This window comes from Kitasatospora sp. NPDC057223 (assembly GCF_042669755.1).
GTDB lineage: Bacteria > Actinomycetota > Actinomycetes > Streptomycetales > Streptomycetaceae > Kitasatospora.
Genome location: NZ_JBHUWW010000011.1, coordinates 1 through 15461 on the forward strand (window position 1 = coordinate 1; position 15461 = coordinate 15461).

Annotated in this window: 12 protein-coding genes; 11 read left to right on the forward strand and 1 reads right to left on the reverse strand. The window is 69.5% G+C overall.

Annotation, left to right across the window (positions count from 1 at the left end):
• The first annotated feature begins 580 nt into the window (after positions 1-580).
• From ACFUK0_RS06760 to ACFUK0_RS06805, 10 genes are all read left to right on the forward strand, one after another.
• Positions 581-1855 carry a condensation domain-containing protein gene (locus tag ACFUK0_RS06760; RefSeq protein WP_380246987.1) on the forward strand — a complete coding sequence of 425 codons (1275 nt, stop codon included), beginning with the start codon at positions 581-583 and terminating at the stop codon, positions 1853-1855.
• An 81-nt stretch (positions 1856-1936) separates the two neighbouring features.
• Positions 1937-4408: an ATP-grasp domain-containing protein gene (locus ACFUK0_RS06765; protein ID WP_380246988.1), complete on the forward strand. Its 2472-nt coding sequence runs from the start codon at positions 1937-1939 to the stop codon at positions 4406-4408.
• A complete protein-coding gene (locus ACFUK0_RS06770) occupies positions 4405-5700 on the forward strand; it encodes an MFS transporter (protein WP_380246989.1) in 1296 nt (431 codons plus the stop codon). Before ACFUK0_RS06765 ends, ACFUK0_RS06770 begins: the two co-directional genes overlap by 4 nt.
• Positions 5701-5838: 138 nt before the next feature.
• Complete coding sequence (locus tag ACFUK0_RS06775) at positions 5839-6174, forward strand: hypothetical protein (RefSeq protein ID WP_380246990.1); 336 nt, start codon at positions 5839-5841, stop codon at positions 6172-6174.
• A gap of 3 nt (positions 6175-6177) precedes the next feature.
• Complete coding sequence (locus ACFUK0_RS06780; protein WP_380246991.1) at positions 6178-6876, forward strand: SDR family NAD(P)-dependent oxidoreductase; 699 nt, start codon at positions 6178-6180, stop codon at positions 6874-6876.
• Positions 6877-8241 carry an AMP-binding protein gene (locus ACFUK0_RS06785; RefSeq protein ID WP_380246992.1) on the forward strand — a complete coding sequence of 455 codons (1365 nt, stop codon included), beginning with the start codon at positions 6877-6879 and terminating at the stop codon, positions 8239-8241.
• On the forward strand, positions 8238-8876 hold the full coding sequence (locus tag ACFUK0_RS06790) for a hypothetical protein (RefSeq protein ID WP_380246993.1): 639 nt from the start codon (positions 8238-8240) through the stop codon (positions 8874-8876). Before ACFUK0_RS06785 ends, ACFUK0_RS06790 begins: the two co-directional genes overlap by 4 nt.
• Positions 8877-8887: 11 nt before the next feature.
• Positions 8888-10603, forward strand: coding sequence for a chloramphenicol-biosynthetic FADH2-dependent halogenase CmlS (gene cmlS, locus ACFUK0_RS06795; RefSeq protein WP_380246994.1), 1716 nt, complete (start codon positions 8888-8890; stop codon positions 10601-10603).
• A 2-nt stretch (positions 10604-10605) separates the two neighbouring features.
• Positions 10606-11148, forward strand: coding sequence for an RBBP9/YdeN family alpha/beta hydrolase (locus tag ACFUK0_RS06800; protein WP_380246995.1), 543 nt, complete (start codon positions 10606-10608; stop codon positions 11146-11148).
• A 263-nt stretch (positions 11149-11411) separates the two neighbouring features.
• Positions 11412-12689, forward strand: a complete 1278-nt coding sequence (locus tag ACFUK0_RS06805; RefSeq protein WP_380246996.1) for a cation:proton antiporter — start codon at positions 11412-11414, stop codon at positions 12687-12689.
• Between the two features lie 99 nt (positions 12690-12788).
• Here the strand turns inward: ACFUK0_RS06805 and ACFUK0_RS06810 are convergent, their stop codons facing one another.
• Positions 12789-14123, reverse strand: a complete 1335-nt coding sequence (locus ACFUK0_RS06810) for an MFS transporter (protein ID WP_380246997.1) — start codon at positions 14121-14123, stop codon at positions 12789-12791.
• A 72-nt stretch (positions 14124-14195) separates the two neighbouring features.
• On the opposite strand from ACFUK0_RS06810, the gene ACFUK0_RS06815 reads away from it, so the two are divergent.
• On the forward strand, positions 14196-15185 hold the full coding sequence (locus ACFUK0_RS06815) for a helix-turn-helix domain-containing protein (RefSeq protein WP_380246998.1): 990 nt from the start codon (positions 14196-14198) through the stop codon (positions 15183-15185).
• Positions 15186-15461: the final 276 nt, after the last annotated feature.

The following is a 15461-nucleotide window of genomic DNA, read 5'->3' on the forward strand; positions in this document are numbered from 1 at the left end:
GGGCGCCGGCCTTTCCGGCTGCCGAGCGGATTCCCCGCCGGCTCGCGCCGACCCTCCGGACGATCCGTCAGGGCGGCAAGCACCCGGCCGGACGTGCTGACTGTCGCCCCCTCAGCTCCCATCGCCCCACCGGCGCGTTTCCGTCAGGTTTCGTGCGCGGCACGGTCTTGACGACAAGTCAGTCGGCCGTGCTCACGGCGCGTGCACGCCCGGTGACCGGTCTGTCCGTAATTCTAGGGAATAGCCCCTGTCTGGGCGTCACAACTTGAAGTCGGACGATCGCCCGAACTGTCTTTTTCCCGGGCGAATCACCCATCTCAGCAACTGAGAAGCGTATCGGCTTCCGACGGGTGCATGCGCTAGCCTTTCAGCAGCTCAATGGGCTTTGGTCATGCCAATCCACGTCGGTTCATCGGTGCCTGCCAGTCCGCCTGAAGGGATCAACGGACGACATCCGCTTCAGTGGATTCCCCCCCTCGCTTGAGGTGTAATTCCCCTTCCGAAGGATTTCGGGTGTGCGCTCTGCCGCACCCATGCGCTCTTCGGAATATCAAAAATTATTTCTGTGAGGTTTCGGATCGTGCAGAAGTCGGTAGTTAACCGGGCGCCGTTCACCTTCGGCCAGTTGTCCCTGTGGCGGTCGATCGCAGGGCTGCCGCCCGAGGTCTGCAATCTGCCGCAGATCTGGATTCTGCCGGCGACGGCCACGACCGCTTCGGTGGAAAGCGCTCTGGAAGCCATCGAGGAGCGGCACGAATCACTTCGCACTCGTTACGAACCGGACGGTGAGCACGGTCTGACCCAGGCGGTGTGGGAGACCGCCGCGGTGTCCCTCGACGCGGTCGAAGCGGGCGACGAGCCGGGCGACGCCGCCGCGGCCGCGGCCGAGAGACTGGCCGCCGACGCCTTCGACCTCACGGTGGACCGGCCGTGGCGCGCACGTCTCGTCACCTCCCACGGGGTCCCCTCCCGGCTGGTGATCTGCTTCCACCACATCGCCGTCGACGCCTGGGCCATCAACCAGCTGAACGAGGAGCTGCTGGCCCTCCTGGCAGGCGGCGACCTGGCCGATACGGCCCCGAACAGCCGGGAGCTCGCCGCCGAGCAGTGGTCCGCAGCCAGGCAGAACCGCCGGAAGTCGGCGCGGAAGTACTGGCAGCAGATCTTCGAGGCGGCTCCCCCCATGTACAGGGAGAGCGACCCGGAGGCGATCTCCAGCCGGTGGGCGAGGCTCGGCTCCGAGGCGGCCGCGGAGGCCGCCGGCGAGATCGCGACCCGCCTCAACGTATCCGTGCCCACGGTGGTGCTGGCGGCCTTCGCCCTGGCGCTGGGCCGGCGCGCCGGGCGTGACGAGCTGTTGATCGCGATCTACACCAACAATCGCAGCGACCCCCGCTGGGAAACCCTGGTGGCCGCCCAGAACCAGATCATTCCCCTGCTCGTGAAGCTCGTTCCGGGGGAGTCTTTCGACGAGCTCGTGAGCCGCCTCCACTGGGAGACGCTGAGGTCCTACCGGCACGGTTCCTACAATGTCGACGACATGCTCGAACTGGGCAGGGAGTACGGCTACACCGGATCCGTGAACGGCTGCTTCGACGGATCGGTGAGCGGGTTCTTCCGCTATTTCTTCAACTACCTGGGCCAGTACCAGCAGGAGCAGACGTCTCCCGAGAAGGAGATCGAGACCGGTACGGCCGGACGCAATATCGGGGCGCCGCTCTACCTCCAGGTCCAGGACGGGAAGGCACTCACCTGCACGTTGCGCGAGAATTCCGCCTCCCGCGGATTCGACGAGGTGACCGGGCTGCTCGTCCTGCTCCAGGAAATCATTCTCGCCGCTGTGGAAAAGGATTAGACCGCAGTCTGCCCCCTTCTTATTTCCGGGCCGCTCCGTCCGGCTCGTTCATTCGTAGTCCCATAGTCCCTGGGAGGGGCAGTGCCAGACCACTTCACGGTCATTCACCGGTGGAGCGACAGATACGCGGACTACGGCTCCTACGTGGACCACGACACCCATCAGGTCAGCTACATCACCACCCGACGGGCAGTCGGCTCGCTCCCCGAGGGCGCCGCGGCGGTCAGGATCGTCAGCAGCACCGAGGACGGCAAGGAGGTGCGGGCCGCCGTCGCGGCACTCACCGAGGAGCTGGGAAAGCCCGCCCGCATCATCGCCCTGCATGAGGTCGACCTGGACACGGCTGCGGAGCTGCGGGAGGAACTCGGCCTTCCCGGTGAGCAGTTGGAGGCGCTGGCCCCCTTCCGCGACAAGCTCGTGATGGCCCGCCGACTGGCTGCGGCGGGTATTCCGATCCCGGCCACGGAGCCCGCCCCCGACCACGCGGCCGTGCGTTCCTTCGCCGCGGCCCACGGCTGGCCGGTCCTGGTGAAGCCGGTGCGCGGCACCGCGAGCGCGGGAGTGGCGCGGATCGATTCGGGTGCGGACCTCGACGCCTACGAGTTCCAGCCGGACGTGCCGATGCTGGTCCAGCCGTATCTGCCGCACGACATTCTGCACGTCGACGGTGTGGCCACGGACGACGGTCTCGGAGTCTGGCGGGCCTCGCGTTATCTGAACACCTGCCTCGAATTCACCGAAGGAGCCGCACTCGGCTCCGTCGAGTTGGACGATCCGCAACTGCTCGGCCCGATCGGCGCGTTCACGGCCCGGGTGGCCAAGGCCCTGTCGGCCGGTCCGTGGGTGTTCCACCTCGAGCTGTTCCTCTCGGGGCCCCCCGGGGCACCCGAGTTGCAGGTCCTGGAGGTGGGCGCGCGCCCGGGAGGCGCCGAAGTCCCCTTCCTGTGGAAGGAGGTGCACGGCGTCGACCTGATGGCGAGCGCGTTCGCGCTGCAGACCGGTGCCCCGCTGCCCGAGTCCGCACGCGTCACCGCCGGCCCGGAGCCGGTGGAGCGCGGTGGCTGGCTGCTCGTACCGACACCGGCGGTCCGGCCCTGCCGGGTGGTGGCGTCCGGCTCGCAACTGGGCCGGGACGGCGGCCCCTACGCCGAGCGCATACCCGTGGTCGGCCAGACCCTGGCCGCCGTTCCCGGCTACGAGCACTCCGGTGCCCGGTTCCGGTTCCGCGGCGCCGGCACGGCCGAGGTCGAGGCGGCGATCCTCCGCACGGTCGAGGAGTTCGACTTCCGTTGCACGACCGTCGATCCGTCGGCCCCCGAGCGGGTCGTCATCGTCGGCAGCGGTGGCCGGGCGTACCGCGAGTACGCCTTCGCCGCCGCGGCGGCCCGCTCCGGCGTCGCCCTGGTCACGCCCACCGAGCCCACCTGGCAGGCCCGCTACCTGGCCGGACACCGAAGCGTGCCGGACACGACGGTGGACGCGCTGACCCGGGCGGTCACCGAGGCACTCGGCGAAACCCCCGGCGCGGCCGGTGTGTTCACCTGGGACGAGACCCTTCTGGAGGCGACGGCCGAGGTCGCGCAGCGTCTCGCCCTGTCCCACATGTCGCCGGAGGCCGTGCGCAACTGCCGCGACAAGCTGTCCACCCGTCAGCTGCTGCAGAACGCGGGCCTGCCCGGCGTGAGGTTCGCTCATGTACGGGGACAGGAAGAGGCTCTGGGCGCGGCGGAGGCCATCGGATATCCGGTGGTGGTGAAGCCGCGTTCGCTGGCCGGAAGCGTGGGCGTGGTAATCGCCCAGGACGCCGGGGAATTGCGCGCGCTCTACCACCACGCGTCCGGTGCGGCCTATCCCGGGCTCGACCCGCTCGACGGTCTGGTGCTGGAGGAATTCCTCGACGGGCCGGAGATCAGCATCGACTCCGTCGTGCAGGACGGCCACGTACAACTTGTGAACGTGGCCCGGAAGCGGCTCGGCTTCGATCCGTTCTTCGAGGAGATCGGCCACCTCGTCTCGCCCTGGCGCCAGGAGCCGTGGACGGAGGACCTCACCGAACTGGTCGTCGAGGCGCACCGGGAGCTGGGTGTCCGGACCGGAGTCACCCATGCCGAGGTGCGGCTGACGCCGGCCGGCCCGCGACTCGTGGAGCTGAACGGCCGTCTCGGCGGCGACTTCATCCCGCACCTGGGCCACCTGGCGACCGGTATCGACCTGACGGCCGCCGCGGTGGACCTCGCGCTGGGCAAGGCGCCGGACCTCCGCGCCGTCCGGGACGTCTGCGCCGAGGTGCGGTTCCTGTACCCCGCCGAGGACAGCGTGGTCCGCTCGCTGGACGTGTCCGCGGCCGAGGCCGTCCCCGGCGTGGCGGAGGTCGTCCGACTGGCGGAGCCCGGTACGACGCTGCTGCTCCCGCCGCGCGGCGTGGTGCCGCGCCTCGCCGCCGTCATCGTCACCGGTGAGACGCCCGAGGCCTGCCGCGACATCCTGGACCGGGCGTCGTCGCTGGTGCGGGCGGAGACCGAGCCGGCCGCCACCGGCGGGGGCGAGTCATGAGCGCCCGGGAGAACGTGCTGCAACGGCTGCTGAACAGCTACGCGCTGCCGTCCCGGGGCGGACGGATCATCGCTGCCGCCGTCGTGGTCTACGCCACCGGCAGTGGTCTCTACCTGGCCGGCGGTACGGTCTACTTCGTCCGGGGCATCGGCCTGAGCGTGGCCCAGGTCGGCACCGGTCTGACCATCGCGGGCCTGGTCGGATTCCTCACCACGGTGCCCGTGAGCATGCTGGCCACCCGCTTCGGGCCGCTGCGGCTGCTGCGGATGGTCCAGGTCTGGCGGGCGGGCTGGTTCGCCGCGCTCGCCTTCGCCGACAACGTCTACACCTTCACGCTCTTCGCGTCGCTCTTCGCGATGTCGCAGGGCCCGGTGTTCCCGATGGTGCAGCTGGTGGTCAACGCCGTCGTGGGCGAGCGGGACCGGACCAGGGCCCTGGCCGTCGTCAGCTCGGTCTCCAACGTGGGCATGTCGGTGGGCGCACTGGCCGCCGCACCGTTCCTCACCATCGGCAGCGGCTGGCTGTTCAAGGCGATCCCGCTGCTCGGCGGGCTGTGCTGCCTCGCGTCGGCCGGAGTGTTCGGCCTGCTGAAGGTGGGGAAGACGGCTCCGGAGGAGCGGCCGGCCCGCTGGCACAGCGGGTTGCTGTCGGTCTGCCGCGACCGCCGCTACGTCGGGCTGACGCTCGCCAACGGCGTGCTGTTCCTGCACACCGTCCTGCTCGGCATCGGCGTGCCGCTGTGGCTCGTCCAGTCCACGGACGCCCCGGCGGGCCTGGTCAGCGCACTGATCACGGTGAACACCGTGCTGGCGATCGTGCTGCAGGTGCACTTCGCGAAGAGCGTCGCCACCTCACGGGACGCCACCCGGGCGATGCGCAACGCCGGGTTCGCCCTGGCGGCGTTCAGCCTGCTGCTGATCGCCTCGATGTACTCGCGCGACTGGCTCACGATCGGCATTCTGGTGGCGGCCACCGTCCTGCTGACCTGTGGTGAGATGCTGCAGGCGGTCGGCGGCTGGGAGCTCTCGTACCGCCACGCGCCCGAGGCCCAGCGCACCGAGTACCTCTCGGTGTTCAGCCTCGGCGGCGCGGCCGTGGGCATCGTCGGTCCCGCGCTGCTCGCCCTGATGCTGAGCTGGGAGACCGTCGGACTGCTCGGCCTCTGCGCCCTGTTCCTGGTCACCTCGGTGGCGGTCACGGTGATCGGCGCCCGGCTGGCGAAGGCCGAGCAGGCGCAGACCGCGCAGGCGGCGGAGCCCGCGGACTCCGTGGGCGCCGGCCTGCTTCCGTAGCACCGCCCCGTCACCGGCCCCTGGCCCGCGGCCGGGTGCCCGGCCCGCCGGCCGACCGCTGCCGCACCGACCGCTGCCGCACCTGGCGGTGGCCGTCGGAGCAATCGTTCGTAACCCCCCCCATCGGAAGGTTCTGTCATGCAGGCTCAACTGCTCGCGCTGATAGCGAATGTCGTCGAGGAACTCAATGAACGCAGGAGCGAGAAGATCCCGACCGGGAACCTGCTCGAAGTCGGCCTGTACGGCGACGCCGGCGTGTTCGACTCGATGCACCTGGTCAACTTCCTGGTGCTGGTCGAGGAGTCCCTGGAGGACGAGTTCGACGTGGAGATCTCGTTGACCTCGGAGAAGGCCGTGTCCAGACGAGTGAGCCCCTTCGCCAGCGTCGGCCGGCTGATCGAGTTCATCGAGGAGGAGATCGGGCTCGCCAGGGGCACCGAGCAGAGCGCGGACGGCGAACTGGTACGGCACTGATCGATGATCATCCTTATTACGGGCACCCGGACGGGCATCGGCAAGGCGCTGGCCACGCACTTCCTGGACGGCGGCCACCAGGTGGTGGGGTGCAGCAGGAGGCGGCCGACCATCGACCACCCGAACTACCGCCACCACGAAGTGGACCTCACCGATTCCAAGGGGATCAAGTCCATGTGCCGCGCGATAAGGGCCGAGTACGGCCACCTCGACGCGGTGGTGAACAACGCCGGCATCTCGAACATGAACCACTTCATGATGACGCCCGAAGAGGTCGCCCGCCGGATCTTCGACGTCAACTTCTTCGCGGTGCTGAACTGCTGCCGGGAGACCGTCAAGCTGTTGCAGAAGAGCAAGGAACCCGCCCCGGCCATTCTGAACGTCTCGACGGTCGCCGTGCCGTGGGCGCTGGAGGGCCAGCTGATCTACTCCGCCAGCAAGAGCGCCGTGGACCAGCTCACCCGGGTCATGAGCAAGGAACTCGCCGATTTCAACGTGCGGGTCAACGGAATCGGTCTTCCGCCGGTGCACACCGTCCTCACCCGGACGGTTGCCAAGGAGAAGATCGACGAAGTGATCGCGCGGCAGACGATCAGGCGCATGTGCACGATGGAAGACATTGTCGGCCCCGTCGAATTCCTGGTGTCCCGGCAGTCCGGGTTCGTCACAGGAGAGACGCTATTTCTTGGAGGTGTTAACTGAATGAGAACCGAACTTCTCGACAGGCTCGACGAGCTGGACATCCGGACGGCCGTCGTCGACGGTGACGTGCCGTACACCTACCGTGACCTCGCGGACCAGATCCGGCGGCTCGGCCAGGACCTGGAGTCGCACGGGGTGAGGCCCCATGACGTCGTCGTCCTGAACGGGGACTTCTCGTTCCTGTCGATCGCGGCGCTGTTCGCGCTGTACCTCAACCGGAACACCGTCATCCCCGTCGTCACCCTCACCGAGGCGACGCTGGGCACGATCACGGAGTCCTGCTCCCCCCAGCACATCGTCAGGGTGACCGAGGACGTCAACATCGAAGCCGTCGCCGGGGCGGCGTCGGCGTCCGCCGGCTCCTACGACCGCCTGGTGGAGGCCGGGGCGTCCGGACTCGTCCTGCTCAGCAGCGGCAGCACCGGAGTCCCCAAGGCGATCCTGCACAACCTCGACGCCCTGGTGGAGGAGAAGCTCGGGAAGCGGGTGAGGCCGGGGGCGAAGGCCCCCAACATCCTGATGTTCCTGCTCTTCGACCACATCGGCGGCCTCAACTCGCTGCTGGGCGCGATGCGCCTCGGTGGCACCGCGATCGTGCCCCGGCGCCGGACGCCGGACGAGATCTGCGCGCTGATCGAGAAGCACGGGATCCGGCTGCTGCCCACCAGCCCCACCTTCCTGAACCTCATCCTGATCGGCAACTACCACGAGGAACACGACCTCGGCAGCCTGCGCCTGATCACCTACGGCACCGAACCGATGCCGGAGGAGCTGCTGAAGCGCGTCAACGCGGCCTTCCCCCGGGTGCGGCTGCTGCAGACCTTCGGCACCAGTGAGACGGGGATCTCGACCACCACGAGCGAGTCGTCGAGGAGCACCTTCTTCAAGATCGCCGACGACAACGTCCAGTACCGGATCGTCGACGGGGAGCTGCAGCTGAAGAGCAGCACCCAGTTCCTCGGCTACCTCAACTACCCGAGCGACTCCCTCACCGAGGACGCCTGGTTCAGGACCGGCGATCTGGTCGAGGAGAACGCGGACGGCTTCATCAAGATCAAGGGCCGCTCCAAGGAGATCATCAACGTCGGCGGGGAGAAGGTGCTGCCGCTGGAGCTGGAGTCGATCCTGCTCTCCAGCCCGCTCGTCGACGACTGCATGGTCTACGGCAAGCCGAACTCGATCACGGGCCAGTCGGTCTGCGTGGACATCATGCCGCGCGGTGAGGTGACCCGGGCCGAGCTGCGCAAGCACGTCGTCGAGTTCCTGACCGGGAAGGTCGACCAGTTCAAGATCCCCTCGAAGGTCAACCTGGTCGACGCGGTCACCGTGTCGGAGCGGTTCAAGAAGAAGCGGATCCTGCCGTGACGGGCCTCGTCGTGATCGGGGCCGGGAAGTTCGCCGTCGAGGTGACCCGCTACATCGGCGACCTCACGGCCGCCGGGCTGGACGGCTACCGCATCGAGCGCTACCTGAGCGTCGAGGGGGAGGAGACCCACGCGCCGGCCGACCTCTGCACGGCGCTGGAGGAATTCGAGCCGCCGGCCGGGACCCGGGTGGTGCTGGCCCTTTCGGACACGGCGCGGCGGCGCGCGGTGATCGACGGATTCATCGAGAAGCACGGCCTGTCCGCCGTGAACATCGTCCACCCGGCCTCCCGGATCGATGCGGAGCAGATCGACGGGGTCGGGAACATCATCGGGCCGAACTGCTATTTCGGTGCCAACGTGAAAATCGGCAGTTTCAACGTGGTGAACTACTACTGCACCGTCGGTCACCACTCGCGCATCGGCTCGAACAATTTCATCGCGCCGAACTTCAACTGCGGGAACAGTGTCGAGATCGGGGACGACAATTTCTTCGGCCTGAGCTGCACGATCGCTCCCGAGGTGGCCACCGGGAGCGACAGCAGATTCCAGGCGGGGATCACCCTGTTCGAGGACACGGCAAGCGGGCATTCGTACCTGGCGCCGAACCGAATCAAGTCGATCAAGTCATTCTAAGGAAAGCAACAATGAAGCGATCAAAGGTTGCCATCATCGGTGCCGGCCCCGCGGGCTGCGTGGCCGCTCTGACCCTGAACAAGCTCGGTCACGAGGTGGAGATCTTCGAGAAGGGCCAGTTCCCCCGGTACCGCGTCGGCGAGTCGTTCCTGCCCGGCACGCTGTCGATCCTCAACCGGCTCGGCCTCCAGGACAAGATCGACGCCGCGGACTTCGTGAAGAAGCCCTCCGCGACCTTCCTCTGGGGCCAGGACCAGGCACCGTGGACCTTCTCCTTCGCGACCCCCAAGACGGCGCCCTGGGTCTTCGGCCACGCCATCCAGGTCAAGCGCGAGGAGTTCGACAAGCTGCTGCTCGACGAGGTCCGCGAGCGCGGGGTCACCGTCCACGAGGGTGCCGCGGTGACCAACGTCGACATCTCCGCCGCCGACCGGGTGTCGCTGACGGTGCGCCAGGACGACATCTCCCGGGTGATCGAGAGCGACTTCGTCATCGACGCCGGCGGCGCCGGCAGCCCGCTCGCCCGGCAGCTCAAGGCCCGCCGCTACGACGAGTTCTACAAGAACTTCGCCGTGTGGTCGTACTTCAAGCGCAAGGAGCCGTTCGAGGGCGACCTGAAGGGCACCACCTACTCGATCACCTTCGAGGACGGCTGGGTCTGGATGATCCCGCTGAAGGGCGACATCTACAGCGTCGGGCTGGTCGTCGACCGCTCCAAGTCCAGTGAGGTCAAGGAGCTCGGCCCGGAGGAGTTCTACCGCCAGACGCTGGCGAAGGCCACCCGGGCCACCGAGATCCTCGGTGAGGCCGAGATCATCGACGAGGTCCGCATCGTCCACGACTGGTCGTACGACTCCGACCACTTCTCGGCCGACCGCTACTTCCTGTGCGGCGACTCCGCCTGCTTCACCGACCCGCTGTTCTCCCAGGGCGTGCACCTCGCCACCCAGTCGGGCGTGTCCGCCGCTTCGGCGATCGACCGGATCACGCAGAACGAGGACGAGTTCGAAGCGGTCCACCAGTGGTACAACCGCAGCTACCGCGAGACCTACGAGCAGTACCACGAGTTCCTCGCGTCGTTCTACACCTTCGCGTCCTTCACCGAGCCGGAGTCCGAGTTCTGGCTGAAGCGCAGGATCAGCGAGTCGGACGACGCCCGGCTGAGCCGCAAGCAGTGGTTCGACAAGCTGGTCCAGGACGACCCGGAGAACCCGACCGCCTCCGTGGCCGACTTCCGGGACCGCGCCTCGACGATGATCGCCATCGGCCGGCACCAGCGGAAGGACCTGAGCGACGAGTTCTCCGAGGAGGAGCTCAACATCGCGCGGGTGCGCTGGATCAGCGACCTCACCAAGCAGCTGAACCGCATCACGCGGCTGGAGTGGACGGGTGAGGAGGTCCTGCTCAAGCCCTACTACAAGGTCGAGCCGCTGAGCTTCCGGCTGGAGCAGAAGCAGGTGCTGACCAACGAGAACGGCCTTGACATGATCAAGTTCCCGGTGGAGGAGGAGCACCGCGAGATCTTCCAGATCGTCACCAAGGAGCAGGTCGGCTACAAGACCCTGATCAAGCAGCTCAACGACTCCGGCAAGCAGGAGGTGAGCTCGCAGATCGTCATCCGCCTGATGGAGGCGGGCCTGCTGACCGGCTACGACAAGAACGACAACCGTGTCGTCGTCCAGGACCGCCTGCGCTTCGACGGCGTCGGCACCGAGTACGAGGTCTGAGCATGGACTCCACTGCAACGCTGGTGTTCGTCGCCGGCATCGAGAACTCCGGGCCTACGCACTGGCAGGCCATCTGGCACGACCGGGTGCCGAACGGCGTCTGGGTGGAGCACGAGTCCTGGGACAACCCCGTTCGTGACCTGTGGGTGAAGGACCTCGACGACGCCCTCAGGGCGATCGACGGCCCCAAGATCATCGTGGCCCACAGCCTGGGCTGCACGGTGGTGGCCGAATGGGCGTCGGAGCACCAGGACGACACCGTCGTCGGTGCCTTCCTGGCCGCGCTGCCGGACGTCCACGGCGACAACTTCCCCACCCAGGCGCTGGGTTTCGGCTCTCCCCGGCTCGCCCCGCTGCCGTTCCGGACGGTCGTGCTGGCCAGCGAGGACGACCCCTACGGCTCCCTGGAGTCCGCCACGGCCGGGGCCGGGCACCTCGGTGCACGCCTGGTGAACGTCGGCCCGAAGGGGCACATCAACGCGGACTCGGGGCTGGGGGACTGGCCCGAGGGCTGGGCCGTCCTCGATGACGAGTTCACGGGCTGACCACCCGTCCCAGGAGCCCCCGGCACGGGTGGCTCCCGCGAGTCACGACGGTTGAGGTGGCCTCCCCCGGGCAGTGCCCGGGGGAGGCCACCTGCTCGTGCGGGTGCCCCTCGCCCCGCTTCCGCCCGCCCGCCCGTTCGCCCGTCCGCCCGCTCGCCTGTTCGCCGCCCCGTCCGTCGAGCCGAGTTCGCCGGTCACCGTCCCCGCCGACATGCCGGCAGCACCGCGCCGCACTCATGACTCCGACCACAGAGGAGAACGCTGTGCCCCACGCTGAGTGGATCACCGTCACGGCGATCGGAGGCATCGCCCTGACCTTCGTCATCGGGACCGCCTTCACCGTACTGTTCCGCCGCATCGGGCAGCCCGCCGTGATCGGTGAGATCACCGCCGGCATCTGCCTGGGACCGAGCGTGCTCGGGCTGCTCCCCGGCGACCTGCCCGCCCGGATCTTCCCGGTCGAGGTACGCCCGCACCTGGGTGTCGTCGCCCAGGTCGGCCTGCTGTTCTTCATGTTCATCATCGGCTGCGAGTTCGAGAGCAAGGTCCTCAGGGGCCGCTTCGGCTCGACCGGGACGATCTGGGTCAGCTCGCTCGCGGTACCCATGCTGCTCGGCCTCGGACTCGCCTGGATGATCTACGGCTCGCACGACGTGGTCAACGGCCACACCGTGCCGTTCGCCGAGTTCGCCCTCTACCTCAGCGTCGCGATGTCGATCACGGCCTTCCCGGTGCTCGCCCGGATCATCGCCGAGCAGAACCTGCAGTCCACCCGCGCGGGCATGCTGGCCCTCGGCCTCGCGGCGGCCGACGACCTGCTCGCCTGGTGCATGCTGGCCGTCGTCGTCGCCATGACGACCGCCACCGGCGCGTTCGGGTTCCTCACCGTGATGGCCTGGTCGGCGGTGTACCTCGTCGTGATGCTGTGGCTGGTGCGGCCCGCGCTCGCCGCGGCCGCCCGGCGGCTGCGGCCCGAGCACGGCCCGTACGCCGCGGTGCTCGTCGCCGCCGGGGTGTTCGCGTCGGCGTTCGCCACCTCGCACATCGGCATCCACGCCATCTTCGGTGCCTTCATGTTCGGCATGGTGATGCCCCGTCAGCGTGAGGGACTGCTGCACCAGATGGCGCTCGTCCCGATCGAGACGGTGGGCAAGGTGCTGATGCCGATCTTCTTCGTCGTCACCGGCCTGTCGGTCGACCTGACCTCGCTGACCGCGGGCGGCGTCGTGCAGACGGTGGCGATCATCCTGGTGGCCTGTGTCGGCAAGCTCGGCGGCGTCGCCGTGTCGGCCCGCCTGACCGGGATGGGCTGGAAGGACGCCACCGTGCTCGGTGTGCTGATGAACACCCGCGGACTCACCGAACTGGTGCTGCTGAACGTCGGGTTGAGCATGGGGCTGCTCACCGTGCAGCTGTTCTCGGCGATGGTGCTGATGGCCCTGGTGACCACCGGCATCGCGGCGCCCATCCTCAACGCCCTGCTGCGGGACCGCTCCGGGGCGCCCAGCGCCCCGTCGAAGGGCGTGCTCAACCCCGTCTGAACCGAGGGGCCGTCCGACCGGGCGGCGCGGGCGTCCAGGATCCGTCCTCCGCAGGCGGACTCCTGGACGCCCGCAGCGGGTTGCGGCGACCACGGGTGCCTACGGCCTGCCGCCGTCGGTGGGAGCGGCACGGCGCAGCGTGCGGATCGCCGGGATCGCGGACAGCGCCAGGCAGCCGGCCAGGCAGGCGCCCGCCGACACCAGCAGCAGCCGCCCGGGGGACACCAGTGCGACGGCCGGGCCCGCCAGTATCTGGCCGAGCGCGATGCCGGAGACCGAGCCGCCCAGCTCGTACGCGGAGACCCGGTTGAGTACCGCGGGCGGGGTGTGCGTCTGCACGCTGGTCGCCCACATCACCGACCAGAACGCCAGGGCGCCGCCGCCGAGGACGTGGCCCGCCAGCAGGACCGGCAGGCCGGTGTCCAGTGCCACGCAGAGCGGCAGCACGGTGTACAGCGCCATCGCCACCGTGCCGGCGGCCAGCGGCCGGGCCGGGCGCAGCCGCAGTGCCAGCAGGCCGCCGAGCACCGTTCCGGCGCCGAGGAAGGAGACCGCCAGGCCGTAGGCGTCCGGGCCCAGCCGTGCGCCGACCAGTGCGGAGCTGAGGGGTACCAGCGGGCCGAAGACCAGCACGCCGTAGCCCATCCAGATCAGGATCACGGCCCACATCCAGGTGCGCGCGCGGAACTCCTGCCAGCCCTGGCGCAGGTCGCGGCGGAGGGAACTGCCGTTGCGGGCGGGGGCGTCGGCACCGGCCGGGGTGTCCCCGGTCGTGGCGGTCGGGGCGAACCGGACGAGCGCCAGGCAGAGGGCACTGAGCAGGAAGGTGCCGGCGTCGATGGCGTACACCGTCCCGGCGCTGGTCAGTGCGATCAACAGGCCGGCGAGGGCCGGGCCGAGCAGCTGGGCGAGTGCGTCGGCGACCTTGAGCGTGGCGTTGGCCCGCTGCGGCTCGCGGGCGACCAGCGGGACCATCCCGTTCGCGCCCGGCAGGAACATCGCGACGGCCGCACCGGCCAGCGCCGCCATGGTCACCAGCAGCCAGAACGGCGGCGGTCCGGCGAAGAACGCGGCCGCCAGCACACCCTGGGTGAGCACCCGGACGAGGTCGGCGCCGACCATCATCCGGCGCGCGCCGAACCGGTCGGCGAACACTCCGCCGAACAGCACCAGGAGGACGAACGTCCCGGTCCAGACGCCGAGGACGTAGCCGACCCCGGAGATCCCGTACAGCGCGCCGACGGCGAGCGCGGCGGCCACCGGCATCATCGCGTCGCCGAACAGCGAGACCGTGCGGGCGGTGAAGAAGAGCGTGAAGCGCCGGTCCCACAACGGGGGGCGGCCGGCGGGCCGGCCGGTCGGTGCAGCGGCGGGCCGGTCGCCGGGCGGATCGCCGATCGGTGAGGACTTTTCCCGAGAATGCGTAGTGGTCACAGCACGTCATTGTGGTCTGGACCAATCGGCCCTCCCAGTGTCCCGAACGACATGATGGGGTACTTTCCCGCCATGACGCTTCGTCCGCTGCCGAAGCCCCCGGTCCCGCACCGGGTGGTGGCCCTGCTCCAGGTTCCCCAGCCGACCTTCCCGCTGGCCTGCGCGGCCGAGGTGTTCGGTGACCACAGCCCGGCGGTCCCCGCCCGCTACGCGTTCGAGGTCTGCACCGAGCACCCCGGCCCGGTGCGCACCGAGGCCGGCTACGACCTGCTGGTCACCGCGGGCCTGGACACGCTGGAGCGCGCGGACACCGTGCTCGTCCCCGGCTGGCAGCAGTCGCCCGGCGCCGAGGTCCCCCCGGCGGTGGTCGAGGCCGTCCGCCGGGCGCACGGGCGCGGCGCACGGATCGTCAGCATCTGCTCGGGCGCCTTCGTGCTCGCCGCCGCCGGGCTGCTGGACGGCCGGCGGGCCGCCACCCACTGGGCCCGGACCGCCGAGCTGGCAGCCCGGTTCCCGCAGGCCCGGGTGGACCCGGGGGTGCTCTACGTGGACCACGGCGACGTCGCGACCAGCGCCGGATCGGCGGCCGGCGTGGACCTCTGCCTGCACCTGGTGCGCGCCGACCACGGCGCCGCGTACGCGATGCGGATCGCCCGGCAGATGGTGATGCCGCCGCACCGCGAGGGCTGCCAGCTGCAGTACGCCGAACTGCCCACCTCGGGGCCGGTCGCCGACACGCTGGCCCCGCTGCTGGAGTGGCTGGCCGGACGGCTGGACCAGCCGGTCAGCGTCGCCGAGATGGCGGCCCGCTCCCAGGTCTCGACCCGCACGCTGACCCGTCGCTTCACCGAGCAGCTGGGCATCAGCCCCGGACGCTGGCTGCTGGACCGGAGGATCGCCGCCACCCGGGCGCTGCTGGAGGAGACCGACCTGCCGGTGGAGACCATCGCGCACCGGGTCGGCCTCTCCTCGGCCGTCAACCTGCGCCGGCGCTTCCACGAGGCCCTGCGCACCACGCCCGCCGCCTACCGGCGCACCTTCCGCGCCGCCGGGAGCGGGTGACCCGTCCGACTCCGGCCCGGCCGTCCGCCACCTCTCCGGGCCCGGGAGCAGCACCGCTGCGGACCAGGAGATGCGGTCTGACCTCGCACGTTGCGTTCGTGGCCCCGGGCATACGAACGAGCGCCGCCCCCGTTGGCCGCCGCTGCCGCAGGGTGGGCGGGTGCCGCAGACGCCACCGGGCCGCCCGTCGCACGGATAGTTGCAGCATCAATTAGGTATGGCTAACCTAAGCGCCCGTCCCCCACTCTCTGTGCCTGAGGAAGTCCACCCGTGCCC